The organism is Rhodothermus profundi, from assembly GCF_900142415.1.
Classification (GTDB): Bacteria; Bacteroidota; Rhodothermia; order Rhodothermales; family Rhodothermaceae; genus Rhodothermus; species Rhodothermus profundi.
This window is the reverse complement of record NZ_FRAU01000001.1, coordinates 1-24,991: the sequence shown is the minus strand read 5'-3', so window position 1 is coordinate 24,991 and position 24,991 is coordinate 1. Positions and strand designations below refer to the sequence as shown.

The following is a 24,991-nucleotide window of genomic DNA, read 5'->3' as shown; positions in this document are numbered from 1 at the left end:
CCTCTGTGGTCTGTCGTTTACAGCGTGCAGCTTGTTTGCCAGGTTCCGCGGTCAGGTTCCGTTCGGTGCCGTCTCTTGGGCAGACTGCATGCCTTCGGTTTCATCGACGCGAGCCAGCAGCACCATTCCTGCTCCAAAAAACAGGAGCACCGTGCTGACGCCCACCCGCTGACTTCCCGTCCAGTCGGTAACCAGTCCCAGCAGTAACGGTCCAAGAAAAGCAATAGCCTTACCGGAAAAGGCAAAAAAGCCATAAAACTCGTTGCACTTGCGAGACGGCGTAAAGCGGCCCAGTAGCGAGCGACTGGCCGACTGATTCGGGCCGGCGCAGATGCCTATAAGCAGTGCGGCGATCCAGAAAAGGGTGCGGCTGGTGGTCAGCACAGCCAACAGGCAGGCTGCCGAAAGCCCCAGCAAGCTCAGCATAAGGGTCCGTTTTCCTCCCAGCCAATCATCCACAAATCCAAACAGCCAGGCCCCCAGGCCAGCCGCCACATTGATTACGATCCCAAACACAATGAGCTCGTCAGCCTCAAACCCGAACGTCCCAGCCGCATAAATCCCCCCAAAAGCAAAAATGGTCAGGAGACCATCATTATACAGCAGCCGGGCCAGTAGCAGCCGCATCACTTGCCGATAGCGCCGCACTTCGCGAAATGTGCCGACAAGTTGGCGCGTCGCCTGTTGAAAGATGGTGCGCACTGCGGGACGAACCGCTGGACGCTGCTCTGGTACCCAGAAAAACAGGGGCAGGCTAAACAGGCCATACCAGAGCGCGACCAGCAGATTAGTGGCACGAACGTTGGCATAATCGTCCCGCGAAAACCCGAACAGAGGCACCTCGGGCTGAATAAACGCCACCAGGGCTACAACCAGGCAGAGCAATCCCCCCACATACCCAAGCGCCCACCCATATCCCGAAATGCGGCCAATCCGATGCGGCGGCGCAAGGTCGGGCAAAAACGCATTGTAGAACACATTGCCCAGCTCAAAGGCAACATTGGCCACCGTGAACAGCACCAGCGCGGTCATTACCTGCCCGGGCAGTGGAAAATACAGCGCTGCGGTCGCCAGCACGCAGAGCACCGTGACGGCCAGGAGAAATCGTTTGCGATATCCCCCCTGATCGGCCAGCGCTCCCAGGTATGGCGACAGCAGCGCAACAATGATCCCACTGGCTGTCACCGCCCGCGACCAGAGGGCCGTTCCCGAGACAGGATCTGGCGCAATGGCCTGGGTAAAAAAGGCCGCATAGACGAAGGTAACAACCAGCGTCGTAAACGCTGAATTTGCAAAGTCATACAGCGCCCACGCCCAGACAACACGCGGGCGGTACCCGCCTGTATTCACGAATCAATCGCTTGCTTGGTGCCTGACTGCGCAAAAAACGCAAGTTACAGCGCCAAAAGCAAGCGATTGGCGGGCGGATTACCCGCTAAAAATACCACCGCACAAAAAACAGCGGACGCGTGCGCAGTGAAGTCAGCGTCTCGCCTTCCATACTGATGCGCACGTACATCAACTGCAGCTCCCCGCCCAGCGAAAATTGCGGCGAGAAAAAATACTCTCCACCTGTCGCCGGTCCGGCAATGAGGCCCGTGCCCGAAGCGCTGGAACGCAACCCTCCACGCTCAACGGAAGAAGAAACCAGAGACAGGCCAACGCGGCCGCCCCAATAGATGCGAACTCCTGAGGCAGGCAACTGGGGCTGAAAAATGCCAATGCCAAGCTGCCATACGGTGTAGGTAACGGTCTCACCGGAAGTGACCTTGATGCGTTGCAGTCCGATTTCTGGCTCCACCCGTAATTGCGCCGTATAAATAGGCACATAAATACCGACGGGCACAAACAGATCGGTCGCCTCACTGACGACACTGCTGGCGGCTACTCCCCCACCGATCAGGCTAACCCCCAGCCCCCATTGCGTGGCATCCTGTGTCTTCTGGGCCTGAACGGAGGGTACCAGGAGGACGAGCAGCGTAACCGTAGCAACCAGAGAGGTCTTCATGGCTCTTTCCAGGTTTGCGTTAAAGAGAAGCTCCTTACTCTGAAGAGGACCCTGGATGGTATGCATTGCAACATGAACGAACAATTAAAAATGCATCGCCGGTCCAGTGCTGGTGTTAGACGGCTTCGTTCAATGTTCTCGGCCGCATTGTTTGCCAGCCCCAGAGCTATCCCCTACCCGGGATTGTTCTCTGGTCTCAGGCACCCCGGCATTGCTGCCTTTCTTTATTGCGAGAGGTGTCCCCGCAGGCTATGTCCGGGTAGATTCTGCTTTATTCTTGCCCGTCCGGCTCGTTTGTCTGTTTCCAAAATCCCCCGGACGGGGGATTGTATCCTTCGCCTTCTCACCCTACTGTTAGGGTGGTATCAATAATCCACGCCACAGGCCGGTCATGCGGGGCGTTCGATGGATCAGCGTGCTGCTAGTGCACGCGCTGTTTCTGATCGTCTCCAGCCAAGCCCAGCTTCCGCTAAACCGTGAGCGCTATCTGATCCGGCAGGTAGAAGGCAGCTATACCTGCGATCTCCGATCTGGCGAATGCCGCTCCCTTCCAGCTCAGACTTTTTTGCAATTGGAGTGGCAGGGAACGGCCTACCAGACAACGCTGGCAGACGGCAGCACCGCCCTGATTGATCCCTACTGCCGATTTGTGAACGACCCCAGCGTCCACCTGGCGACCTGTCCTTACGATCCACAACGCGAAAACGGGTTCTGGGCTTATCTTGGAGGAGGCCAGCCGTTTTTCCTGCAACCTACCATTATTGACGTAGACCTGGACCAGGATGGTGTTGAGGGGGAAAAGGGCTATACCTATCTTTACGGAGACAATGCTTTTTTTCTGGTCGCCTATCATCCAGATGGCACCCTGAAATACGTAGCCTATCGCACGGACGCCATTCCCTACCTGTATGTTTTTGTGGTACAGGTAGAAGCGCAGGGCAACCTTATTGGTCTGGTGTCTCGTGAAGCCTCCACGCTCCCTCGACCAGAGCTAGCGCTCTACCCCCGACCGGCTCAAGAGCGGTTGATCGTGCAGCTAACTCTTCCGCGGGCTACGGCCGTTACCCTTACCCTTTACGACCTGCTGGGCCGTCTGTGCTGGCGCCAGACCGTTCAGGCGCCAGCCGGTGTTTCGTTCTGGATGGTTCCACGCGGCAGCTGGCCCTCTGGTCTTTATCTACTACGCATGCAGTTTGACGGACAGCAGATCGTCCACAGCGTGGTCTGGCGATGAAGTTCATGTACTATTTCAGTCTGGCGTTGCTGTTAACCGGCGTTCGTTGTCGTTCCCACGCGCCCTGGCTCAGTTGGGGCGAAGGGGGTGGCTTTACCGGAGCGCAGCATGGATATACCGTCTATACCAACGGTACCGTCGAAGCATGGGCGCAACGTCCCGGCCAGGCGCGTCACCTGCAACGACGATGGAAGCTGAACGCCTCCCAGCAGCAATTCCTGGAAACCGTCTACCAGCAGTTGCAGGGGCTACCTGCCTATACCTCTCCCGCCAACTATACCCGCTTTATCGTGCTGTACGCGTCGCGCGACACGCTGCGCTGGGCCTGGGGTGTAGCTGACACGCACGCGACGGCTCGGGCGCTTCAAACGCTGTATGAAACCCTTAACCAGAAGCTTCAACGGCCATGATGCGCCTCCGCCGGAGACTTTTCCTGATAGGTGTCCTGATCGGTACACTTGCGCTTCCCCTGCAGGCACAATCGCTCAAAGCACCCGAAGACCGCCGACCACTTCCGTCGCTTTCCAAGCGCCTGAATTTTCCCATTCTGAAAACGCCTCAGGCGCTTTCGCAGGCGTTCCGCCAACGACACGGATCCCTGCTGCGCTATGGTCGTCCCGTAGGAGAACTGGCACGCACCCCGCTCCTCTTTAAAAAACCACTGCGGTTGCAGGAGTTAGAAAGTCCCCGGCTTTACCGGGCCCCCAACGGAACGGTTCGATGGCTGATCGGCCAGCTGGAACAGGTAGCCGGCAAACGTCCCCAGGACCTGGCCCATCAGGTAGCCGATTTTCTCTATCGCAATCGCCGGCTGCTGCAGTTGGACAACCCTCGGGAAGAACTTCGGCTGGTCAAAATCAGCCGAGACGCTCTGGGATACACGCACCTGCGCTACGCGCAGCAGTACCAGGGCTATCCCGTCTGGGCCGCAGAGCTACGTGTGCACCTAGATAACGCCGGGCGAATCTACGCTCTGAACGGCAGCTATGAACCAACGCCTGCCGATCTTGCCGATCTTACGCCTCGTCTGACAGCCACCGACGCCTATGAGCGGGCTGCTCAGGATCTGCGTAAGCAGGGACGCTGGCAACCACCTGGTCCGTTCCTGCGCAACGTGCTCAAACTCGACGAGCAGTCTCCCCGGCTCGTACTGTTTCGCCATGAGCAGCTCGGGTGGCGGCTTGCTTATGAGGTGGACATTCGACCTAACTGGATCGAGCGGTACACCTACCTGGTGGACGCTCAGACGGGCACGCTTTTGCATGCCTTTGCCACCCATTGTTCGCTGAAGCCGGTTGAACCCGGGGCCATCCCAGATGAACCAATCCTTGCATCTCCGGCCCTGTCTCCCCTTCAGGGTAACTTTGTAGACGCCCGGGCGCAGGATCTGCGCGGCAACAGCCGCACCCTGCGGGTCTACCATGATCCAGCTTCTGGCTACTACATGATCTGGGACCTTCCTTCGCTGGACCTCAGCCGTTCGCGTCTTCCCTATGAACCCCAGGGCGGCGCAGTAGTGCTAGACGCGCAGCAGCAAGACCTTAGCCGCAACACCAGTGTGCTGCTGGTTTCGTCGGCCGACAATGTCTGGCGCGATCCTGTGGCTGTCTCAGCGCACTGGAATCATTATCTGGCCTTCACCTTCTTCCATACCCAGTTTAACCGAAACGCTATCGATAATCAGGGCAGCACGATTTTATCGGTAATCCACGTAACGGAAAATGGCCGTCCCATAGACAATGCGTTTTGGAACGGCCGAGTTATGGCCTACGGAGATGGTGCGCGGGATTTCCTGCCACTGGCCGGCAATCCGGACGTGGGCGTACATGAAATGGCCCACGGCGTCATCGAGCACACGGCGAATCTGGTCTATCAATTTCAGCCAGGAGCGCTCAATGAGTCTTTTGCCGACGTTTTTGCGGTGCTGGCAACCGGTGACTTTCAAATCGGCGAAGGCATTGTCCGCCCGGAAACCGGCAAACAGGCGCTGCGCGACCTGAAAAACCCCGGCGGCAACCACGTGCTGGCTCCGCAACCAGCTCATATGTCCGAGTACCGCACCCTGGATATTACCACGGACAATGGCGGCGTGCATATCAACAGCGGCATTCCTAACCGAGCGGCAGCATTGCTTATCGAACAGATTGGTGCAGAAAAAGCCGGCCAGATCTACTACCGCGCGCTGAGCCAGTACCTGACGCGTAATAGTCAGTTTGGCGACCTGCGGCAGGCCCTTGAACAATCTGCACGCGACCTCTACGGTGAAGGAGCTGAGTTGCAGGCGGTAGAACAGGCATTTGACGCGGTAGGCATCAGCCCGACCGTTGGTCAGGGAAGCGATCAAGGAAACGACATTCCTGCTCCTCAAGTGCAGGCTTCTGCAATTTTCTTCGTGCTATGGGATCCGTGGTACGCTCAGTATGCCGGCGAAATAGGCGTGCTGGACGTTACGGATCCCAGTAACGTGCAGGCCACCCTGATCAACACGGTCCGGGCACGCTTTACGCAATACGAGGATGGTCGTTTAGATGTAGCGCAGCTTTCGGGTACGCGTGATGGACGGTCGCTCTGGTTTGTGGATGCTGAGGGGTATCTGACCGCTATAGACCTTGGAAGCGGTCAGCTTTACCGTTTTGATTTTTATCTGAACCAGCCCGGTGACCTCTGGAACGCTTCGATCAGCCCGGACGGTAGCGTGGCCGCTATTGTTTCGGCTTATAAAAATGACGCCACGCTGTACTTCTGGGACGGCGAGCAGGTTTACCAGCTTCCGCTGGAGCCAACCAGCACAATGTACGTGAAGATCAAAACCATAGCGTTTCCCGATGTAGTGAACTGGTCACCCAATCCGGCCGTCCCGCGCATTGTGTTCGACGCACTCAACCGCATCCAACTGGGTGGTCAACAGTTCCGTTACTGGTCAGCATACGAGGTAGACTTTGCGAAAAACTTCGAAATTTACAGCCTCATTCCAGCCCAGACCCCTCAGGTCAGTATTGGCAATCCCATCTATTTCCCGACGAATCCAGATATCGTGGCCTTTAATCTGGTGGTAAACGACACCACAGATGTTGTCATAGTTGACTATGAGGAGGGACGCCTGGTTGCTGCGGGTATTCCGGAGCGTACGGGAGGCCAGGTGCTGGATCCTTTGCGACCGGTCTTTTCTCCGGATGGGACGCAGCTCATGGTAACCAGCCCTCAAAATGGATGGCTCGTGTTTGATGATGGCCAGCAACTGACGTTTGCCAATATTATTCAGATGTTTGGTGGCGTGCCATTCAATGGGGTCTGGCTGGGCCAGTTGGGCGAAGCGCGTCAAAACCGTCCTCCGGTTGCTTCGCTGCGCGTGGACACTACCGTGGGGCTGGCCCCGCTGACAGTCACGTTCGATGCGTCTGCTTCTTCCGATCCTGATGGCGATGCCCTGAACTTTTACTGGGAGTTTGGCGATGGGACGACCGGCAGCGGTCAGCGCACCCGTCACACCTTCCAGACTCCTGGCCGCTACACAGTCTGGCTGGCTGTGGTGGACGCCTGGGGGGCCGTCGCCTACGACTCGGTAGCCATTGAGGTGCGCCAGGCGTTTACGAACGCAGAAGCGGTGCGGCCGCTGCCCACTTCGCTGACCTTAGCAACCCTGTATCCGCAGCCCTCGCGCCAACGATTGATACTGCGTCTGGGGAGTCCTACCGCTGCTCCCCTGCACATCCGGGTATATGATCTGCTGGGCCGTCTTGTCTGGCAAGAGACGCGCTTGATAGGACAGGGCTGGCAGCAACTACGCCTGCATCTTCCAACGCTGGCGGCGGGTCGCTATTACTTAGAGTTGCAGCAGCAGTCTCATGTTGTGCGTCGCACCCTGGTGGTCGGTCCGCATTAAGTATGCCGGTTCGGTACGCATGCTGGTGTTGCGCTGTCCCTATTACCGGGATGAGCTGTGGCATGCCTGGTCAGGGGCGCGTGGCAGGAGCACTTCGAAGCATGTTCCCTGCCCCGGCGTAGAGTGCACCGCAATCTGGCCGTCCATCAGATCGACCAATCGTTTCACGATAGCCAGTCCCAGCCCCACGCCATGATGCGTCTGCGTCAGCCCTTCGTGTTCCTGCCGGAATGGCTCGAACAGATGGGGCAAAAACGAGGGATTGATACCACAGCCGGTATCTTCGACCGCTAGCCACACTCGTCCTTGCTTTCGTCCTATTTGCACCTGCACGTGGCCTTCGTCGGTAAACTTGATCGCATTGGAGAGGAGATTAACCAGGATCTGATGCACCCGGTTGGGATCAGCCCAGGCTAATGGCGGGCGCCTGACCTGCAGTTTTAACTGCACGCCCTTTTCCTCGGCCAGCGGTTGCATAAGCTGCACGGCCTGCCGGGCAACCTCTACCACATCGGTGGCTTGCAACTGCAGTTCCAGGCGGTTGGCTTCGATCTTGCTCAGGTCCAGCAAGTCATTCAATAGCGTCAGCAGGCGCCGAGCGGAGCGGTCGATGATCTGCGTAAACTCACGCAAGTCTTCTTGCTTGCGTGCTCCCAGCTCTTCATCGAGCAATTCAGCGAACCCCAGGATGCCGGTCAAGGGCGTGCGAATTTCATGGCTCATGTTGGCCAGAAATGCCGACTTCAGCCGACTGGCTTCTTCTGCCCGCTCTTTCGCCGTTTTCAGTTGCTGCTCGGCTTCTACCAGTTCGGTAACATCGGCCATGAGCCCGATGTAGCCGATATGCTGCCCATGCTCGTCATAGAGCAGATCAATGTGCACCTCATCCCAGAAGCCCGATCGATCCTTTCGATAATGGTAGAGACGAGCATGCGCTGGTCGCCCGCGTAGCAGACGCAGCCGCATGCGTCGGAGCGTGTCGCGGTCGGTTTCCGGGCCGTGCAGAAGCTGTTCAATGTTTTTGCCCAGCACTTCATCAGGCCGGTATCCGGTCAGGCGGGTGAAGGCTTCGTTGATCCATACTACCGTACCTACGGTGTCGGTCAGCACTACGCCTTCGGAAATCTGCGCCACAACACGGGCCAGCCGTTCCCGTTCTTCCTGCAGTTGGACTTTAGCCAGCCCTACGCCGGCCAGATGGGCCAGACGGGCTACAACGGCCTGTTCATCAGGCGTCGGAGCGCGCACTTGATCGAAGCACAGCCCCAACACGCCCAGCAGTTCTCCCTGTCGTCCAAAGAAAGGCACCCCCCAGCAGGCACGCAGTCCCTGGGCCAGCGCCTGCTCGCGGAAGGCACTCCATCGGGGATCCTTCGCAATGTCGGAAACCCAGACGGGCTGTCTACTGAAGGCGGCTGCGCCCAGCGATCCTTGATTGGACCCAATGAGTTGTCCATCAAAGAGCGTCTGAAACGCTTCGGGCAGTGCTGGGGCAGCACATAGATGCAGTCTACCTTCCGCATATTGCCATACCGAGGCGCGGGCCCCTTCAATGAATCGTTCAGCTACGCGACAGAGCCGCACGCAGAGGGTTTTGCGAGAAGCGCCCGAGACAAACTGTTCCAGAAACAGTCCTTCTTCCTCCAGCAATGCCTGCAGCCGTCGCAGTTCGGTAATGTCCCGTGCAATGCCAGCAATCAGCCGGATGCGGCCATCGGGATCGGGGATGGGTACAAGCTGCGTGAGCCAGGTGCGACGGCCTGCAGGTAAATCCAGGGTCTCTTCGTATTCAATAGGATGCCCGGCTTCCAGGCAACGGCGATAGTTACCGGTTACGTGAGCCACAATGTCGGGAGGCAAGACCTCATCCAGCGGGCGATTCCAGAGCTGCTCGGGCGTCAGCCCGGTTTTGCGCTGATGCGATGGGTTGGTTGCCTCAATTAAAAATTGTCCGTCTTCGGTGACCCGCACCCAGAAAATGGCATCTTCTGTATGTTCATACAAGCCCAGATAGCGCCGGCGCTGCTCCAGCAGCTCGGTCAGGTTGATCAGCGTGCCTTCAACGCACTCTGTGCCATCCGGCTCTTGGACCAGCAGCACGTTTTCGAGGCCCCAGAGCACGCGGCCATCCTTTCGCCGCAGGCGGACTTCATAGTTGACAAGTCGCCCTTCTCGACGCAACGCCTCCAGAAACTGCACCCGATCTGCTTCTTCCATATAAAGCATGCTGGCCGGCTGCCCTTCCAGCTCAGCGGGATCGTCGTAGCCCAGCATATGGGCCAGCGCCGGATTGACGCGCAGGATTTTTCCATCGACAGTGGTCCGATAAAAGCCAGCCACGTGATGTTCGAACAACCGGCGATAGCGGGCTTCGCTCTGGGCCAGTTGTTCCATTGTGCGCACCTGTTCATCGACGTCCAGCACCGTCCCCAGAATAGCCGGACGCCCATTGTAGAGGATGCGTCGCCCCCGCACTTCCACCCAGAACCGGCTGCCATCTTTGCGTCGCCCTCGGAACCGGTAACGAATCTCCTCCACTTCGCCGGTCATTCGACGGCGAATGTTTTCAGCTACCAGCTCCCGATCTTCTTCGGCCACAACGGCTGCAACAGGCAACCCGATAATTTCCTCTGGCGTGTAGCCAAAGATGGCTGCTGCCTGCGGGTTGGCCACCACGATGCGTCCGTCCTGCAGCAGGTAGATGCCGGCCAGGCTGGTTTCGAAAAGCGTGCGATAGAGCGCTTCGGTTTCTGTCAGACGTTGCAGTTCACGCAGGTCACGAAAGACGCTCTGGAGTAATTTTCTGCCGCCTACTTCCAGTACCTGTCCGGAGAGTTCCACAGGGATCCAACTGCCGTCGGCGTGCTGCACGATCAGGCCACGCTCCCGAAAGGCACCGGCTTCTACAAAACGCCGGAATTTTTTTCGATAGGAGGTGGCAAGTTCGGCCGGATGCAGCTCGGTCTGGTGCATCCGGCAGAGCCTGGCGCGGTCGTAGCCAAAAAGCCGTTCGGCTGCTGGATTGGCCTCCAGAATCTGGCCGGTCTTAGCGTCTGCAATCAGAACGGCGTCCTGGGTGGTCTCGAACAGGGCCCGGTACAACGCCTCCTGCTTCAGAGCCGGCGCCTCGTGCACTTCCATACAGCGTTTACTTATATCCTATCAATTTGTCAGCGATTTAGCAAAAGCCATTCCTACTGATCAGGTCCGGGCGCGGCTTCGGGCCAGCTCCATCAGGCGTTCTTGAAAGCCCTGAGCTTCCTGTTCGCTTCGGGGCGTCCGCAGCACGTATCGACCGTCGGGTTGAAGCTCCCAGGCCGTTCGATAATCTTCCAACGCCAGTTGCAGGATATGTATCAACCGCTGCCGAAGCCGCGGCTCTTCGACAGGCACCAGTACTTCGACCCGATCATCTAGATTGCGCCGCATCCAATCGGCGCTGCCGATATAGACGAGCGGATTTCCGTTGTTGTGAAAGTAATAGACGCGACTGTGTTCCAGAAAACGGCCGACAATGCTGAGCACCCGGATGGTTTCGCTGTACCCCTTGAGCCCGGGTCGTAGCCGGCAGGGGCCGCGCACGATCAGATCAATGCGCACGCCTGCCTGCGACGCGCGATAGAGTTCTTGAATAATGCCTACATCGTCAAGACCGTTCATTTTAGCGATAATGCGGCCGTTACCGTGCTGCTGGTGGTGGCGCACTTCCTGACGGATGAGCTGCACCAGAGCTGGCCGCAGATCGCGCGGTGCTACCAGTAATTTTTCATATTGCTGCTCAGGTGCATAGCCTGTTAGAAAATGGAACAGGTTGACAAGGTCGCGGCCAATGTCTTCGCGCCCTGTCAGCAGTCCTAGATCGGCATACTGGCGCGCAGTTTCGGGGTTATAGTTGCCCGTTCCAATGTGGCCGTAGGTGCGCAGCCGTCCGTCTTCTTCACGCACCACCAGGGTTACTTTAGCGTGCGTCTTCAACCCCACCAGTCCGTACGTGACGTGCACCCCGGCCCGTTCCAGTTGCTGTCCCCATTCGATATTGTTTTCCTCATCAAAGCGCGCTTTAACTTCCACGAGCACGGCGACCTGTTTGCCATGTTCGGCCGCCCGCATGAGCGCTTTCATGATGGGCGAGTCGCTGGAGGTGCGGTAGAGCGTTTGTTTGATGGCCAGCACATGCGGATCGTCGGCAGCTTCCTCCAGGAAGCGTTGCACGCTGGCCGCGAACGACTCGTAGGGATGGTGCACGAGCACATCGCGCTGTCGCAGGATGTCAAAGATCGTGCGTTGATCCTGCGTTTCGCCCTCATGCGCGAGTGCCGGCGGAATGACAGGTTCCCAGGGTTCATAGCGGAAGGCCGGCAGATCCAGAGCAGCCAGCGCCAGGCAGTCGCTGAGATCAATCGGACCATCGACCTCGAACAGATCGTCCGGGTCAAGTTCCAGCTCTTCCATCAGGAGCTTTCGCACCCGCTCGGGCATGCTGCGTTCGACCTCCATGCGCACAACCGGTGCAAAACGCCGCTCGCGCAGCTCCTCCGCAATCATGGCAATCAGGTCCTCGGCCTCCTCCTCGGCGCGACGCACGTCGGCGTTGCGCGTGATGCGAAAAGCCCAGGCGCCCTGCACTTCCATGCCGCGAAACACCTCAGGCAGATGGTGCCGCACGACTTCTTCAAGAGGCACAAAGTGCAGGGGCTGCGGAAGCGGTACCCAGCGTCCCCGATCTGTAGGCACTTTGACGCGGGCGAAGTGTTCGCCCCCCTGTTTGGGATGGCGCAGCAGCACGGCCAGCGACAGGCTCAGGTTCGAGATAAGCGGAAACGGATGCCCTGGATCAACAGCGAGCGGCGTAAGTACCGGAAAGATCTGTTCTTCGAAGTAGCGGGCCAGGTAGCGACGCTGGGCTCTGGTGAGCTGCGCATAGTCGAGCACGTGCACTCCAGCCTCCCGGGCCAGCAGAGGTCGCAGTTCTTCGCACCACAGGCGGTACATGCAGGTGTACATCGGCCGAAGTGCTTCTCGAATCAGCCGAAGCTGCTCGGTCGGCGTGCGTCCGTCAGGCGAGAGCTGGCGCACCCCTGCGGCTTCTTGCCGTTTCAGTCCACCGTAGCGTTTGCGAAAAAACTCATCAAGGTTTGACGACGTAATGGCCAGAAAGCGCACGCGCTCCAACAGCGGAACGCGTGGATCAAGCGCCTGATACAGTACGCGCCAGTTGAAATCGATCCAGCTCAGCTCTCGGTTGAAATACAGACGTGGATCGTCTAACGGGCGGCCCGGTGGAACGGGGCGCGGACGAGTTGCCTGCGGAATGACAAACATAGACTGCTCCAGCGGGCGCCCGTCGCCCTGAATGGTTTCGGAGGAAACCGATGATACTGTGCGGGCCATTCCTGACGTGTTGAGATGCCACAAGGCCATCTGTTAGAAGCATGTACCCGGACGGCAGCGCTTTGTTGCCGCCTGCTTAAACGTAGCGACTCTGGAGCAGCACTTCGTGGACGGGCCGTCGGGGTGTAGGGGGAACCGGCGGACCGTACCCCAGCCGAAGGATGGTCTGCGGCCACGCCTGGGTGGAGAGCCAGGTGCGCAGCTTCTCCCGCACCTCAGGGACTTCAATGGGTTGATTCAGAAAAGAGGCTGAAAGCCCATAATCGGCGGCCTGCAGCAGCAGTCGGTCCAGTGCCTGTCCGGCCTGCAGCCAGGCCCGAGGATCGTCCTGGTCGGTCAGCAACACCAGGAGTACGGGAGAGCCCTCAGCCAGTTGTCGGTCGCGGGCTACCTGGCCACGTGCCCATAGAAAAGTGCGCAGCACGAGCGGTCCGGCAGGTCCCAACCATTCATGCAATCCTCTAGCTGTAAGGGGAAGACCATCCTTACTCTCACGACGCGCAGGGTGCGTCCAGGCGGCTAGCTCACGACGGAAGCGGGGATCTGAGATCTGTTTTCGATCTGCTTCGGCGATCAATTCGGCCAGTTCATAGCGTTTTTCCTTTTGCTGCACCACCATCAAATGCCCCCCTTCTTGTTCAACCGCTCGCTCCAGCGCGCGTAGTTCCGCTTCAGGCACGGGGCGGTCTTCAAAGGGCAGGCGGTTCGTGTGCCGCTTTTTGATAGCCTGAAATAGTCGGTGATCCAGAAGCGTGGCAGGCTCAGGGGGACCTAGCTGAATGAAAGCCAGCAGATCTGGATCGTCAGGATCGGGCAGCAGCCGCACCTGGGGTTGATAGCCAAAGTGTCGTATGGCTACCTGCAGATGAAACAGCGCAGCCCCGCAACTGATAATGAGCTGGCGATCTTCAGGATCGGCAACAGCCAGCGCACGGGTGCGGTCGGCATAGAGTTCCACTTCGCTGCCCACAATGCGAAACCGCCAGGGCTGTGTGTTATGGACCGAAGGCGCCAGTACGGCATAGTTTAGCAGAAAACGTAACTGTACTTCGGACGTGGCGTAGCGCGGAAAATCATGCTCAACCACCTGCCACGGGTCCTCCTTCCAGGCCGTTGTCATATGCCGTTTGCGTCTACCCGTATCTGCCAAGTGCTGCTGCGATTACGCTTGTTCTGTCGTCCATGCGGGCGCAATGGGAGGCCTTCCTAGTCTAGGAGCGTACGAGCCGCCTGGCTATCAGCAAAAAACCATCCCCCCTGACGTAAATTCCTGACCGCAGTTGTAGGGGATTCCCCTACAATGCTAAAACGATCGGCGCTCTAGTACATGGCAGACGTTGCAGGCACAGGTTGATGGCGCAGGGTAAGGACCGGGCAAGGGGCCTGGCGCAGCACCCGTTCGGTCACACTCCCCAGCAGCCAACGAGCCACGCCGGAACGTCCATGCGTGGCAATGGCAATCAGATCGGTCTGTTGCTGACGGGCCTGTTCCAGGATCGTCAGGTCCACCGGTCCTTCCTCTACTCGATAGTCAGCCTGCACCGAAGGGGGCACTTCTACCTCAAGCCAGCGCGCCAGCTCTTCCTCCAGTCGCTGCTGCAACCCTGGCATTACCTCATAGACAGCAGCTACTTCAGTAACCGAGACCGGCACAACGGCTGGGGCCAGCACGTGCAGCAAGGTCAACCGTGCCTGAAAATGGGCAGCCCAGCGGGCCGCCTCGCGCAACACCATGCGAGCATCATTGGAAAAGTCAGTAGGCACCAGAATATGCCGAATGCCTTCCGGAACGCGGGCCTGTTCGCGCACGGTCAGTACCGGCACAGAAGCCCGACGCAGGATAGCCTCTGCCACGCTTCCTAAGAGAAAACGCCGCAGTCCTCGCCGGCCGTGCGTTCCCAGCACGATCAGTTCGGCCTCCACCGTATCGGCATAATCCAGAATAGCGCCCACCACATCCGAAGCGCGCCGCCAGGCGCGAGCGATTGAGGCATGCTCCGACGCCACATCCTGAATGAGCTGTTGTAACAGCTCGTCGGTAACTTCTTCCGGAAGCCGCTGCCGCGCTTGCTCTTCGGGCCGCAGTCGCACTGGGCTATACGGATCGCTTTCGGTCGGTGTGATCACATGCATCACATGGACCGTGCAGTCTGGTGCGGCCAGCCGCACCGCCAGTTGCAGCGCCTGTCGTGCGGCTCCCGAAAAGTCTGTAGGAACCAGGATGTTACGCCACATTGCTTTGCTATTCATGGGTTGTTACGACTGCGCCTCCTTCAACCTGAACCGGATGGGCAGGGCGTACCGGACGCGCACGGGGCGCCCCCGTTGCCGCCCGGGCTTGAAGCGCAGTTGCCTGACGGCCCGGACAGCGGCCTCGTCCAGCAATCGCCCGGCTGAGCGCACTACCTGGATGTTGCTCACGCTTCCATCAGGCTCCACGACAAACTGAACCACCACCAGTCCCTCCATGCCGGCTTTCCGCGCCAGCTCTGGATACTCCAGCAATTCATAAAGCCGTTCAATGCCCCCGATGAGTTCGGGCATCTCTTCCACCACCACAAAGATCTCTTGCTCTTCCTCAGCAGGCTGCTCTTTTTCAGGCTCAGGAGGCGGCGGAGGCGGCGGCAGCTCCGTAATCGCCTCATTAATGTCCAGCGACACGTCAAAGCTTACCTGCTCTTCTTCCAGGATGGTCTCGTCAGGCACGGCTATCGGAACAGCAGGACGTGGCGGAGGCGGTGGAGGCAGCTCCTGACGCGTCTGTACGATTTCCTCCAGTTGGACCACCTCCTGTTCAGTAACAGCCAGCGCCACTTCCGTTTCGGGCCGCCATGGAATGTGGAACAGTACAATCAGCAGGGCAAGCGCGAGCGTCAACCCCAGCATGATGAAGAGCCGGTAGTACGGCCGCAGATCTGCCTCAGGCAGCTTGTAAGGAGCCCGGCGCCGCAGGCGCTCTGGCTCCTTTGCGACGGGGGCCGTCCGCTCGGATCGCGACCGGGATACCCGCCATTTGTTCTGAACACGTGCTGTCATGGCCCACCTCCCGGCTTCTTCTGAAGCCTGCAGGTCAGGTTGTGGTCTTTACTTTTTCAGGAGCTGCGGCCTGAGCCGGGCGCAGCAACGACTTGCCAAAAGCCTTGACAACGAACACCGGGCAGGGCGCCTGCCGGATAACCCGTTCCGTCACGCTGCCCAGCAACAGGTGTTGCAGGCCGGTCAGCCCGTGCGTTGACATCACAATCAGATCCGCCGGTTCGCGTTCGGCTTCGTGCAGAATCTCCCGCACAGCCCGGCCATGCACCACCCGATAGCTGACCGACACCTCCGGCCCGTCGGTGCGCACGACAAACTCTTCCAGCGCCTTCTTCGAGCGCTCCTCAATGTCGGGCATGACATCGTAAATGGAGAAGACGCCTGTGTTATAGAAAGCGGGATGCAGGATCTCCTCAATCACATAAAGCACAGTGATCTGCCCCCCAAAAGCCGCAGCTAGCTCCCGGCCATAGCGCAGCGCTGTGCGGCTATGCTCAGAGAAATCTACCGGTACCAGGATGCGGCGTGGAGGATGCACGTGCCACGGATCTACCTGCTGGCGCGTGGTAATCACAGGACACCGGGCCAGGCGCACGACCTCCTCCGCGACGCTGCCCATCAGGAAGTGGCGAAAGCCGCGGCGGCCGTGCGTCCCCATCACAATCACGTCGATATCATGGTCTTCAGCATATCCCAGAATTCCAGGTGCCGGTGCGATGTCTCGTTCAATGGCCACGACAGTTTTCAGGGCTCCTGCTGCTTCCTGGGATTGCCCTTTACGGGCAACAGCCAGCCGCTCCTGCAACTGCTGCTTGAGCTGCGCTTCCTGCTCGTCGGTCAATGCAGAAAGGCCACGCGCATCCTCATAAGGGACCACCACATGCAGCAGATGCAACGCTGCCTCATGTTCCCGGGCCAGTGCCAGTGCAATAGGCAGCGCTTTCTCTGCGCACGCTGAAAAGTCATCAGCAAACAAGATGCGTCGAATCTCCAGCATGGCGCCCTCCATCGTTGACTTTCCGTTAGTTCTACCGAGATATACGCAAAAAAGACAGAGAGATCGCGACAGGAAGGTTATATTTTCCGTTGCGGCAAGTCCCTGATTCTTATGTGGGGTAAAACCTTACATCGTTACGTGTTAGTGTAATGGGGGTCTGGTTATTAGTGCTGGCAGGCTGGCTGCTGGCAGCAGGCGATACGCTCCGCCTTCGCGAGGTGCCATTAGAAGGCCTGTTGCCGCAGCTTTCGGTTTACGGACTCGCAGCCGACAGCACGGGCTTTCTCTGGATGGGTACCCTGGACGGCGTTGCGCGCTGGGATGGCATAACGGTTCGAACCTGGAAGGAATACCGCCTACCCGATGGCACGTTGCAGCCACTGGTCTTTGCTCCAGCGCTATACGTTGACCGCTATCAACGAATATGGGCCCGTCTGGGCGCTCACCTGCTGGTAAAGCCCGCGGATGCCGACACGTTTCGGGCGCTCGCCTCCTATTCGCTGAAGGTAGCGCCCAATGGGGAAGCCTGGATCTGGACGGCTTGCGGTCCGCGTCTCTACCGACCGAATACCCCTTTTCCCTGCTCCGATACCACGGCACCACCTGCCTCGGAGGCCTGGCAGGTCGCCTCTGACGGCACCATCTGGTGGGTACAGACGGATACGCTCTGGTGCCGCCCTCCCGACACTACGGCGCTGGCGCTGATGAGCGCGCCGGGCGCTACCTACCTTCATCTAGACCGCCACCATCGTCTCTGGCTGTATTACCAGGGGCGCCTCCATGTCTATCGCACGGCAGCTTTCTGTCGGATCTATCCACTGGGTGCTTATCCTCTTCCCGCCCCGATCCGGGGAATGGCGCTCGATCATGCCCAGCGCCTATGGGTTGCTACGGAAGAGGGAGCCTGGATTATTACACCAGACGGAAAGATTCAGCAGCTCACCGTTCCTTTTCCCTATCGAACCCAGCTTACGCGCTACGTCCTGTCGCTTACCGCCGACGCACAGGGGCGGATCTGGATCGGAACGCTTGGCGGCGTGTATGTATGGGACCCCTGGCGTCCTGATTTCCGCCTGCTTGATCGAAACCAGGGGCTAACCAGCGGCTACGTATCTGCCATTCTACGAGACCGCGTCGGTCGGTTATGGGTGGGGACCATTGGCGGCGGTCTCTATCAGTTTCGCTGGCAGGATGAAGACTGGCACCTGGAACGCACCATTCCGCTTGCCAACGCGTTTGTCTGGGCCCTCGCCGAAGATCCGAATGGCCAGATCTGGGCCGGCACAGACTACGGCCTGGTTTGTGTGGACTGCCCGCAGCTATTGCTGCCCCTCCCTTCATCCTCCCGCACTCCCGGTCCAAATACGTTTACAGCGCTGCTACGGGACGGTGCAGGGCTTTGGGCCGGTAGCTACGATGGCACGCTCTATTACGTGGAGGCGCAGGACCGCGCTCTCCAGCCTCGTTATCAGATCGATGCGCCCATCCGAAGCTTGCTGCGCGCTGGCGACACGCTCTGGGTAGGGACTGGACAGGGGCTTTTTCGCCTGCATCTTGATGCGCGCGGCCAGATCCGCGAAGCGCATCCGGTACCGCTTCCTACCCGACTTGCCGTATGGGGGCAGCATTACGATGCAGACGGTCACTGGCTGGGTACCAACCAGGGACTCTGGCGCCACCATGCAGGCCAGTGGGACCGCTGGGACGAATCGGACGGTCTGCCCTCTCGTACCGTTTACGGCCTTGTCCGCACCGACAACCATCTCTGGCTCAGTACCAACCGAGGCCTCGTGCGCGCTGCGCTCGACAGTCTGCCGCATGTACATTTTAGAGTGTACAGCGCTGCAGAAGGCGTTGGGATGACCGAGTTCAACCGCGGCGCTTATGCCACCGATACCGAAGGCCACGTGTATTTTGGAGGCACCCACGGACTGGTCTGGTTCGATCCCCAGGCTATTCGTCCCTACCCGTTTGCGCCACGTCCGGTGGTGCTCTCGGTGCTGCGCCTCCGCAGTCTGCGCCTGAAAGAGCTTCCTTACTATGGAGAGCCCCTGGTGCTTCCCCCTTCCGAGCGCACGCTGGGCTTTGTCTTTCGGGGCCTGTTTCTTTCCTATCCGCAGGGCGTGCGCTACCGGGTTACCCTCGAAGGCAAACGACGTGAGGTGATCGATCTGGGCGCAAGCCCTCAACTGCTGCTCAGCGGCCTTCAACCTGGCACGTATCGACTCTACCTGGAGGTGATTGGCCCTGATGGGCAGCCAGGCCGCTTGCCGCAACCGGTCCGCTTTACGCTTCAGCCCTATCTATGGGAAACCGATGGCTTTCGGTTGGCCGTGTTGGTGCTGGCCCTGGCGTTGACGGCCGGCCTGGTCTTTTTTGTACTCTCAGAGCGATATCGACGGCTGCTACTGGCCCGTCAGGTACTCGAACAGGAACGGCGTCGCCTGAGCCGCGACCTGCACGACGAAGTAGGCGCTACCCTGACCAGCATCTACTTTCTGCTCACCACTTCGCTGCGTCAGTTGCCCACCCCAGAAGCACTGACGCAACGCCTGCGTCAGGCAGCCGAACTGGCACGCACAGCGCTCGATCAACTCCGGCTCCTGCTATGGTCTACTGATCCTGCCAACGACCAGCTACCCATCCTGCTTGGCTACCTGCGCGAAACCGTGCGCCAGATGGCCGAAGCCGGTGGGCTACAGGCCCGATTCGACCTGCCGGAATCTATTCCCGAACGGGCCATCGACGCAGAACGCCGCCTGCATGTCGTGCGCATTGTCAAAGAAGGACTGCGTAATGTGCTTCAACACGCGCAGGCTACCACCGTTACCCTGCAGGTCCAACTGAAGGATAACTTCCTGCACCTCCGCCTCTGCGACGATGGCAAAGGGTTCGATCCGCAAACCGTGCAGCGCCGCGGACTGCGCTTTATGGAAGAGCGGGCCGCCCGCCTGCAGGGACAGCTCCAGATCCACTCCGTTGCGGGCCGGGGTACCTGCCTGGAATTACGGCTACCGCTTTCCCCCGATCGGGGGATTGACGAAGCCCTACAAACAACGTAGCATGTTTTTTGAGCAGCTTCGTGTTGCTATGATTCGCATCGCCCTGGTCGAAGACGAAGCAATTGTCCGTGATACAGTATCCTTTCTCCTGGAAGCTACCGACGACCTGGTGCTGGTTGGCAGCTTTGCCAACGTCGAAGAAGCTCGTCAATCCCTTGGGCGGCTCCATCCCGATATTGTGCTGGTTGATATTGGGTTACCGGACGAGTCCGGTCTTGCCCTGATTCGTACGGTGCGCCCCCAGTTACCGCGCACCGAATTCCTGGTGCTAACGGTGTTTGACGATGATCAGCACATTGTAGAAGCCATTCAGGCCGGTGCATCGGGCTATCTGGTTAAGCGCGATTTACCTGAACATCTCATTACTGCTCTTCGCACTGTGCACCAGGGCGGCTCCTGGATGTCGGCCGGTGTGGCCCGCCGCGCCTTAGAACTGTTCCGGCGTCAGCTTGCCCCGGCTGCTGGATTACAGACGCTCACGCCCCGAGAGCGCGAAATCCTGCACCTGTTGGCTCAGGGCCTGTCGAACGCAGAAATTGCGGATCGCTTGCACATCAGCGTGGAAACCGTCCGCACGCACATTCGCCATATCTATCGCAAGCTCCAGGCGCGCAACCGCGCCGAAGCCGTCAGCCGCCTCCTGCAAAATCCCCCAAGCGGGTGATTGTGTCGATTCGAGCCTCCCTATAGAATAAGAGCATCTGCTCTGTACGGTCAGTCATTCGTCTGAAACCAATGATGGTGCGGCTGTCTCCAGGAATGCGTGCAGAACGCAGAACTTTTCTGGTGCAGTCGTTCCTCTGGATAGCTCTGTGGAGCACCTGCTCGCTAGCACTTGCTCAACGCAGTGCGCTGTTGCAGCAAGCGGCCGCCCAACTTCAGGTTGCCATCGATACCGCTTCCATAGTCCTCTATCTTGACCCCAGACTGACCACTCTCTTTGCCCCCATCGATCCCCTCCCTGACAACTTCGCTCATCCAGCAACCCTTGGCTTACTTTATGTGACCCAATACGACCAACAGGGCACTCCCCAGGGGCTCAATCCTGAATTACCCCCCGGATGGTATCGACTCCGAGTTTTTTCGGATAACACAACGTTAACCGTTGAACTTGACGACAATAAGGGCCATAGCCTGAGCGTACCAGCCACGCTGGACACTACGCGCCCGCCTAGTCCCGATGATGCTGCCCTTCGGGTCGGTCTTGTTGCCTCCAGGGACGCCCTTGAGCTAATGATCCGTCTGGGAAATGATCGTCTATTACGCTTTCACATTCCACGTGCTGCTACAGCACCTTCTACTACGCAGGCTGATACCATCGAAGCGCTCTCTCGCCGGGCTTTATTGCAAACCGTTGCTCAATTACGCCGACTGAGCCCTCAGATTGACACCACGCGTACGCTGATTGTCTCGACCGATAACGTTGTGCTGGCTGGAGCGCTTGAACCTGGCCTTGATCTCCTCACAGACGAAGCGCTTCGGCAGGGAGTCTCTTTTGCCGTTCTTATCGCCGCTCGCAAGTATCCCGGACGCCGGTTAGGGGAGGCGGTCCGCTTCGAGCTACAACGCTTCGACAGCACACGCTATGTGCTCCGACGCCTGGACGCCCTAGGCAAAACAATTGCTACCGACACGCTTGAACGCAGGATCGCTCAACGTCCCCTGACCACTGCTCTGTACTTTAATGCGGAAGTAGGCGCTCCTCCTGAGATCTGCCTGGGACTTTCTGTCTCCCAGGAGGCCCTCTGTTTTCTCTGGCCGCTGACTGCCGAGATTCCCACCCAAGTGGCTGCTGTACCCGGCGACGGTTCGGTCGTGTTGACCTGGGCTGCTGCTCGTGGAGCCGTCTCCTACAATGTCTATCTGGCAGCCGAAGCCGGCGTCAACAAAGACAATTGGCAGAATAAGCTCGAAGGCCGCAAGTTAGAGGCAGTCAATTCGCCCCTGGTCATCACAGGTCTGCAAAACGACCGGACCTACTACTTTGTCGTAACCGCCGTAGGAGTGCGCGGCGAGTCGCGCGAGTCCAACGAAGTAACGGCGGTACCACAGGCCTCGCCCTATCAGGCCGAAGGCCCGCGCAGCGGGGGCGACCTGCCCCGTCAACCGATCAAGCTGGGCCCTCCGCTGCAGGGCCAGACGCTGGTTGAGCATGACGGAGCTGTAGCGATTATCATCGCCCCGCAGGAACTGACGATGGAACCGGGCGAGGTGCGCACGCTGGACGTATGGGTTGAAGATACCAGAGGAAATCGCTTTGCCGGCAGCTCCGATTATCTGGAGCTGGTCACTGTCGGATCGGGCTGGTCGGTGCAGTGGGCAGGGACCGGTAAACTACATATAGAGGCCCCAGCTGCTCATGCCGTCGAAGACAGTCTCCTGGTCCTTGAAGTGCGGTCGCGGTTGCTTCCAGACAGCACCTACTATGCAGGGCAGGCCCTGATACGCCTGGTGCAGGTCCGTTCAGATGTGGTGGTCGTACCGGAAGAAAAGGTGGTCTGGCCAGTAAATTATCCGCTACACGCGGAAGCAATCGCCCGGCGACGCAGTCTCTTCACAGATCTTGAATGGAACCAGGCAGAACGTCCCCTGCTCGATCCACCTGGCCTCATGATCGGTGTAGCCCTCCAGGAAGACACTCTGGGCCAGTATCAGGCGGGGCAGAAAATTGTCAGCAAAGGCGAAGGCTTTAGCCTCGGCGGACAGATTGAACACGTCATTGCCCGGCGAAATGGCTATGTCCTGCTAGGCGTTCGCCTGCTCCCCCTGGAAGCCCTCTACGTAAGCTATCCCTTCCCCGATCTGATACAACTCGCCCGCAAGGGTATCTCCCCTGTGAATCCCAATGCAATGCGCACAATCTGGCCTGACGAGCTAAAAGAGCAACTGTTCAAAACCGGTGAACCTCAAAAAGCCCCGTGCAACTACAAAGTTAAGCTGAGCGGCAAGCTAAGCGGTAAACTGGAACGCCCGGGCATCGGAAGCGGCACAATAGGCCTGGGATATACCTTTGAGGTAACGTGTGAATGGAAAGCAACAGGAGGAAGTATCGAAGCTGAATTCTCTCTCGATATCTCTGGAGCCCTGCATGTCTCTCAATGGGACATCGTAAAAGATTCCCAGGATTTCTATCGTGCGCTTGTTACCCTGGATTACAACACCCTGTCGCAGCTACTCGAAAAAGTTCAATTCAACTCAGGCATTGCGGCTAACGCAAAAGGCAGCGTCTCAATAGCCTACCAGCTTGACCTGCCCACAAAAGGACCTACTTATTTGATTCCCATCGGATTAGGGATCTATTCACATCAACTGTTTACTTATACTGTCGGACTGGCTATCAGAATAACCATCATTGATGGTATTCTTGATGGCATCAAGGAAGAAATTCTTGGAAGCTCCCCCTCTCAATCATCTAAAACCCTTGAAATACTATCGGCCGAGCTAAAAGCCGCGCTGAATACTTCCGCAAATATTGGTAAGCTTATCCGCTTACAGAGCGATGCTGTACAGGCAGACATTTCAGGATCCTTCTCTATGAAGGTGCTCGACCTGATCTCCTATCAAGCTGAAACAGATGTTCTGAACTACTACAAAGCCAACTTCAAACTCTCACCCTTTACCATCGGCCCCATCCTAGGCTTCGTCCAGACCAGACGATCGACCATTGCGCCGCTTTTCGCGGAAGAAACCAAAGTGCTATTCCTTCTGGGCTTAGGATTACGCCCCTATCTGACCATATCGCCCCAAGGCGTTACCGACTACGGCACCATTGTCAACACAATCGGTGGAAAGCAGGACCTCACGAAAAGTCGTATTGCGGTAAATACGGGTACCTCTGCCGAACTGGTATTTCAGGGCGAACTGGTCGACTTTGTCTCAAAAATCCTCGAACAGATGCCTTCGTCAGACCTGATTTCAAAACTTCAGAATATAATCAAAAATGGCAAAATTGATCTAAAAGATTTCAAATTCTGGCAGACAAACATCGGCGACATTGCACTTGAGCAACCGGCCTATGTGGATCGCACCCGGCATCTGGTCTCTGGAACGCTCAAAGGCTACTACCGATGGGCGGAAGCCATCTTGCTCTACCAGCTGCAAAGCAATCAGTTATACAAGCTAGGCGAAGCCGCTCCCCGGGGCAAGACGTTTCAGGTATCTTACGATCCAGCCCAGCTTGACTGTAGCACACCTGACGGCGGCAAAGCCCACCTGGTAAGTTCGGTCGACATTCCCGTGCTCTCCCTGCGCTTACCGCTCGGCTTCTCCTATCTGGGAGAGGTGGATTTGTGTAATCCGGAGTTCAGCATTCAGCCTTCTCATCTTGAATTCATCGGCCAAAAAGGCGACCGCCTGCAACAGACCGTACGGGCCATCGCCAAAGACGCCGGCACCGTAACCGTCTCGGTCTCTAACACGCAGGGACCGTTTACCCTCACCCCCACACAGGCCACCATCACCCCTCCAGATTCTGCCGCCACCTTCACCGTCCAGACCGCGTGCACCGACGAGCGCCTCGGCCAGCGCCTGACCGGCAGCGCTACGTTCACCTTCACCACTGACGCCAAACAGGTCCAACGCACACTCTCGCTGTCGCTCTCCTGCCAGGACGCAGACAATCCCAACGACAATCCACCCATTGCGGGTGATCGTCCGCCGGCCCGCGGTGGCAGTTGGGGCGATCCGCACATCACCACCTTCGACCGCCTGGGCTACGACTTCCATGCCATTGGCGACTACCTGGCCGTGCGCTCAACGCTGCCCGGCGACCTGTTCGAAATCCAGGTCCGCCATAAACCCTGGGCCAACAGCAACCGCGTCTCGGTCAACGCCGCCCTGGCCGCCAACGTCGACGGCCACCGCGTGGAGGTCTACCCCGACTCGGCCACAAACCTCCTGGCCATCTGGATCAACGGCCAGCGCATGCAGGGGGCCCACTTTACGCAGCCGCTCAGCGGAGGAGGTAGCGTCGTGGCCCAGGGCACACAGGTGATTATTTCCTGGAAGGACGGCTCGGCGCTGACCGTCCGTCGCCGCGGCAGCATCCTGGACTACCGGGTGTTGGTCAGTGGTTTTCGGCGGGGCCACCTCATCGGCCTCCTGGGCGACGCCGACGGCAACCCCTCCAACGACCTGCGCCTGCAGGACGGCACAGTCCTGAACAACCCACTCGAACGCGACCTCTACCTGACCACCTTCCGCGAAGACTGGCGCATTCCCTTCGGCTCCGACGAAAGCCTCTTCAGCCAAGGACCAGATCTGTACGATCCACTCTTCCCCGACCCCAACAATCTCTTCACCGTCGAAGACCTGCCCGAAGAACTCCGCAGCTGGGCCGAACTGGTCTGCCTGAGCCAGGGCATCGTCACCGAGACGTTCT

14 protein-coding genes are annotated in these 24,991 nt (G+C 58.6%); 6 read left to right on the top strand and 8 right to left on the bottom strand.

What is annotated here, in order from left to right; genetic code table 11:
* Positions 1-51: 51 nt before the first annotated feature.
* Both BUA15_RS00070 and BUA15_RS00065 read right to left on the bottom strand, forming a co-directional pair.
* The gene (locus tag BUA15_RS00070; protein ID WP_072713778.1) at positions 52-1,350 is read right to left on the bottom strand and encodes an MFS transporter; all 1,299 of its coding nucleotides are present in this window, start codon (positions 1,348-1,350) and stop codon (positions 52-54) included.
* A gap of 85 nt (positions 1,351-1,435) precedes the next feature.
* Positions 1,436-2,008, bottom strand: coding sequence for an outer membrane beta-barrel protein (locus BUA15_RS00065; RefSeq protein WP_072713776.1), 573 nt, complete (start codon positions 2,006-2,008; stop codon positions 1,436-1,438).
* 391 nt (positions 2,009-2,399) lie between these two features.
* Between BUA15_RS00065 and BUA15_RS00060 the strand changes: the two genes are divergently transcribed.
* From BUA15_RS00060 to BUA15_RS00050, 3 genes are read left to right on the top strand one after another with little or no spacing between them, the layout of a single operon-like run.
* On the top strand, positions 2,400-3,242 hold the full coding sequence (locus tag BUA15_RS00060; protein ID WP_072713774.1) for a T9SS type A sorting domain-containing protein: 843 nt from the start codon (positions 2,400-2,402) through the stop codon (positions 3,240-3,242).
* Between the two features lie 5 nt (positions 3,243-3,247).
* Complete coding sequence (locus tag BUA15_RS00055; RefSeq protein ID WP_178139362.1) at positions 3,248-3,652, top strand: hypothetical protein; 405 nt, start codon at positions 3,248-3,250, stop codon at positions 3,650-3,652.
* A complete protein-coding gene (locus BUA15_RS00050; RefSeq protein ID WP_084660482.1) occupies positions 3,649-7,125 on the top strand; it encodes a M4 family metallopeptidase in 3,477 nt (1,158 codons plus the stop codon). Before BUA15_RS00055 ends, BUA15_RS00050 begins: the two co-directional genes overlap by 4 nt.
* Before the next feature lie 42 nt (positions 7,126-7,167).
* Here BUA15_RS00050 and BUA15_RS00045 read toward each other — a convergent pair whose 3' ends face one another.
* From BUA15_RS00045 to BUA15_RS00020, 6 genes are all read right to left on the bottom strand, one after another.
* On the bottom strand, positions 7,168-10,266 hold the full coding sequence (locus BUA15_RS00045; RefSeq protein WP_072713769.1) for a PAS domain S-box protein: 3,099 nt from the start codon (positions 10,264-10,266) through the stop codon (positions 7,168-7,170).
* Between the two features lie 60 nt (positions 10,267-10,326).
* The gene (gene ppk1 / locus BUA15_RS00040; RefSeq protein WP_072713767.1) at positions 10,327-12,516 is read right to left on the bottom strand and encodes a polyphosphate kinase 1; all 2,190 of its coding nucleotides are present in this window, start codon (positions 12,514-12,516) and stop codon (positions 10,327-10,329) included.
* A 76-nt stretch (positions 12,517-12,592) separates the two neighbouring features.
* Positions 12,593-13,636, bottom strand: a complete 1,044-nt coding sequence (locus tag BUA15_RS00035; RefSeq protein ID WP_072713765.1) for an Acg family FMN-binding oxidoreductase — start codon at positions 13,634-13,636, stop codon at positions 12,593-12,595.
* 200 nt (positions 13,637-13,836) lie between these two features.
* Positions 13,837-14,766, bottom strand: coding sequence for a universal stress protein (locus tag BUA15_RS00030; protein ID WP_084660481.1), 930 nt, complete (start codon positions 14,764-14,766; stop codon positions 13,837-13,839).
* Positions 14,767-14,772: 6 nt separating this feature from the next.
* On the bottom strand, positions 14,773-15,552 hold the full coding sequence (locus BUA15_RS00025) for an energy transducer TonB (RefSeq protein WP_084660480.1): 780 nt from the start codon (positions 15,550-15,552) through the stop codon (positions 14,773-14,775).
* Between the two features lie 34 nt (positions 15,553-15,586).
* Positions 15,587-16,549: a universal stress protein gene (locus BUA15_RS00020; protein ID WP_072714546.1), complete on the bottom strand. Its 963-nt coding sequence runs from the start codon at positions 16,547-16,549 to the stop codon at positions 15,587-15,589.
* Positions 16,550-16,698: 149 nt separating this feature from the next.
* Between BUA15_RS00020 and BUA15_RS00015 the strand changes: the two genes are divergently transcribed.
* The 3 genes from BUA15_RS00015 to BUA15_RS00005 all read left to right on the top strand — a co-directional run.
* Entirely contained in the window at positions 16,699-19,611 is a 2,913-nt protein-coding gene (locus BUA15_RS00015; protein ID WP_072713760.1) for a sensor histidine kinase, read from the top strand.
* A 28-nt stretch (positions 19,612-19,639) separates the two neighbouring features.
* Positions 19,640-20,275, top strand: coding sequence for a LuxR C-terminal-related transcriptional regulator (locus BUA15_RS00010; protein WP_072714545.1), 636 nt, complete (start codon positions 19,640-19,642; stop codon positions 20,273-20,275).
* 95 nt (positions 20,276-20,370) lie between these two features.
* Positions 20,371-24,991 (top strand): VWD domain-containing protein (locus tag BUA15_RS00005; protein ID WP_178139361.1); only part of this gene is annotated, 4,621 nt, incomplete at its 3' end.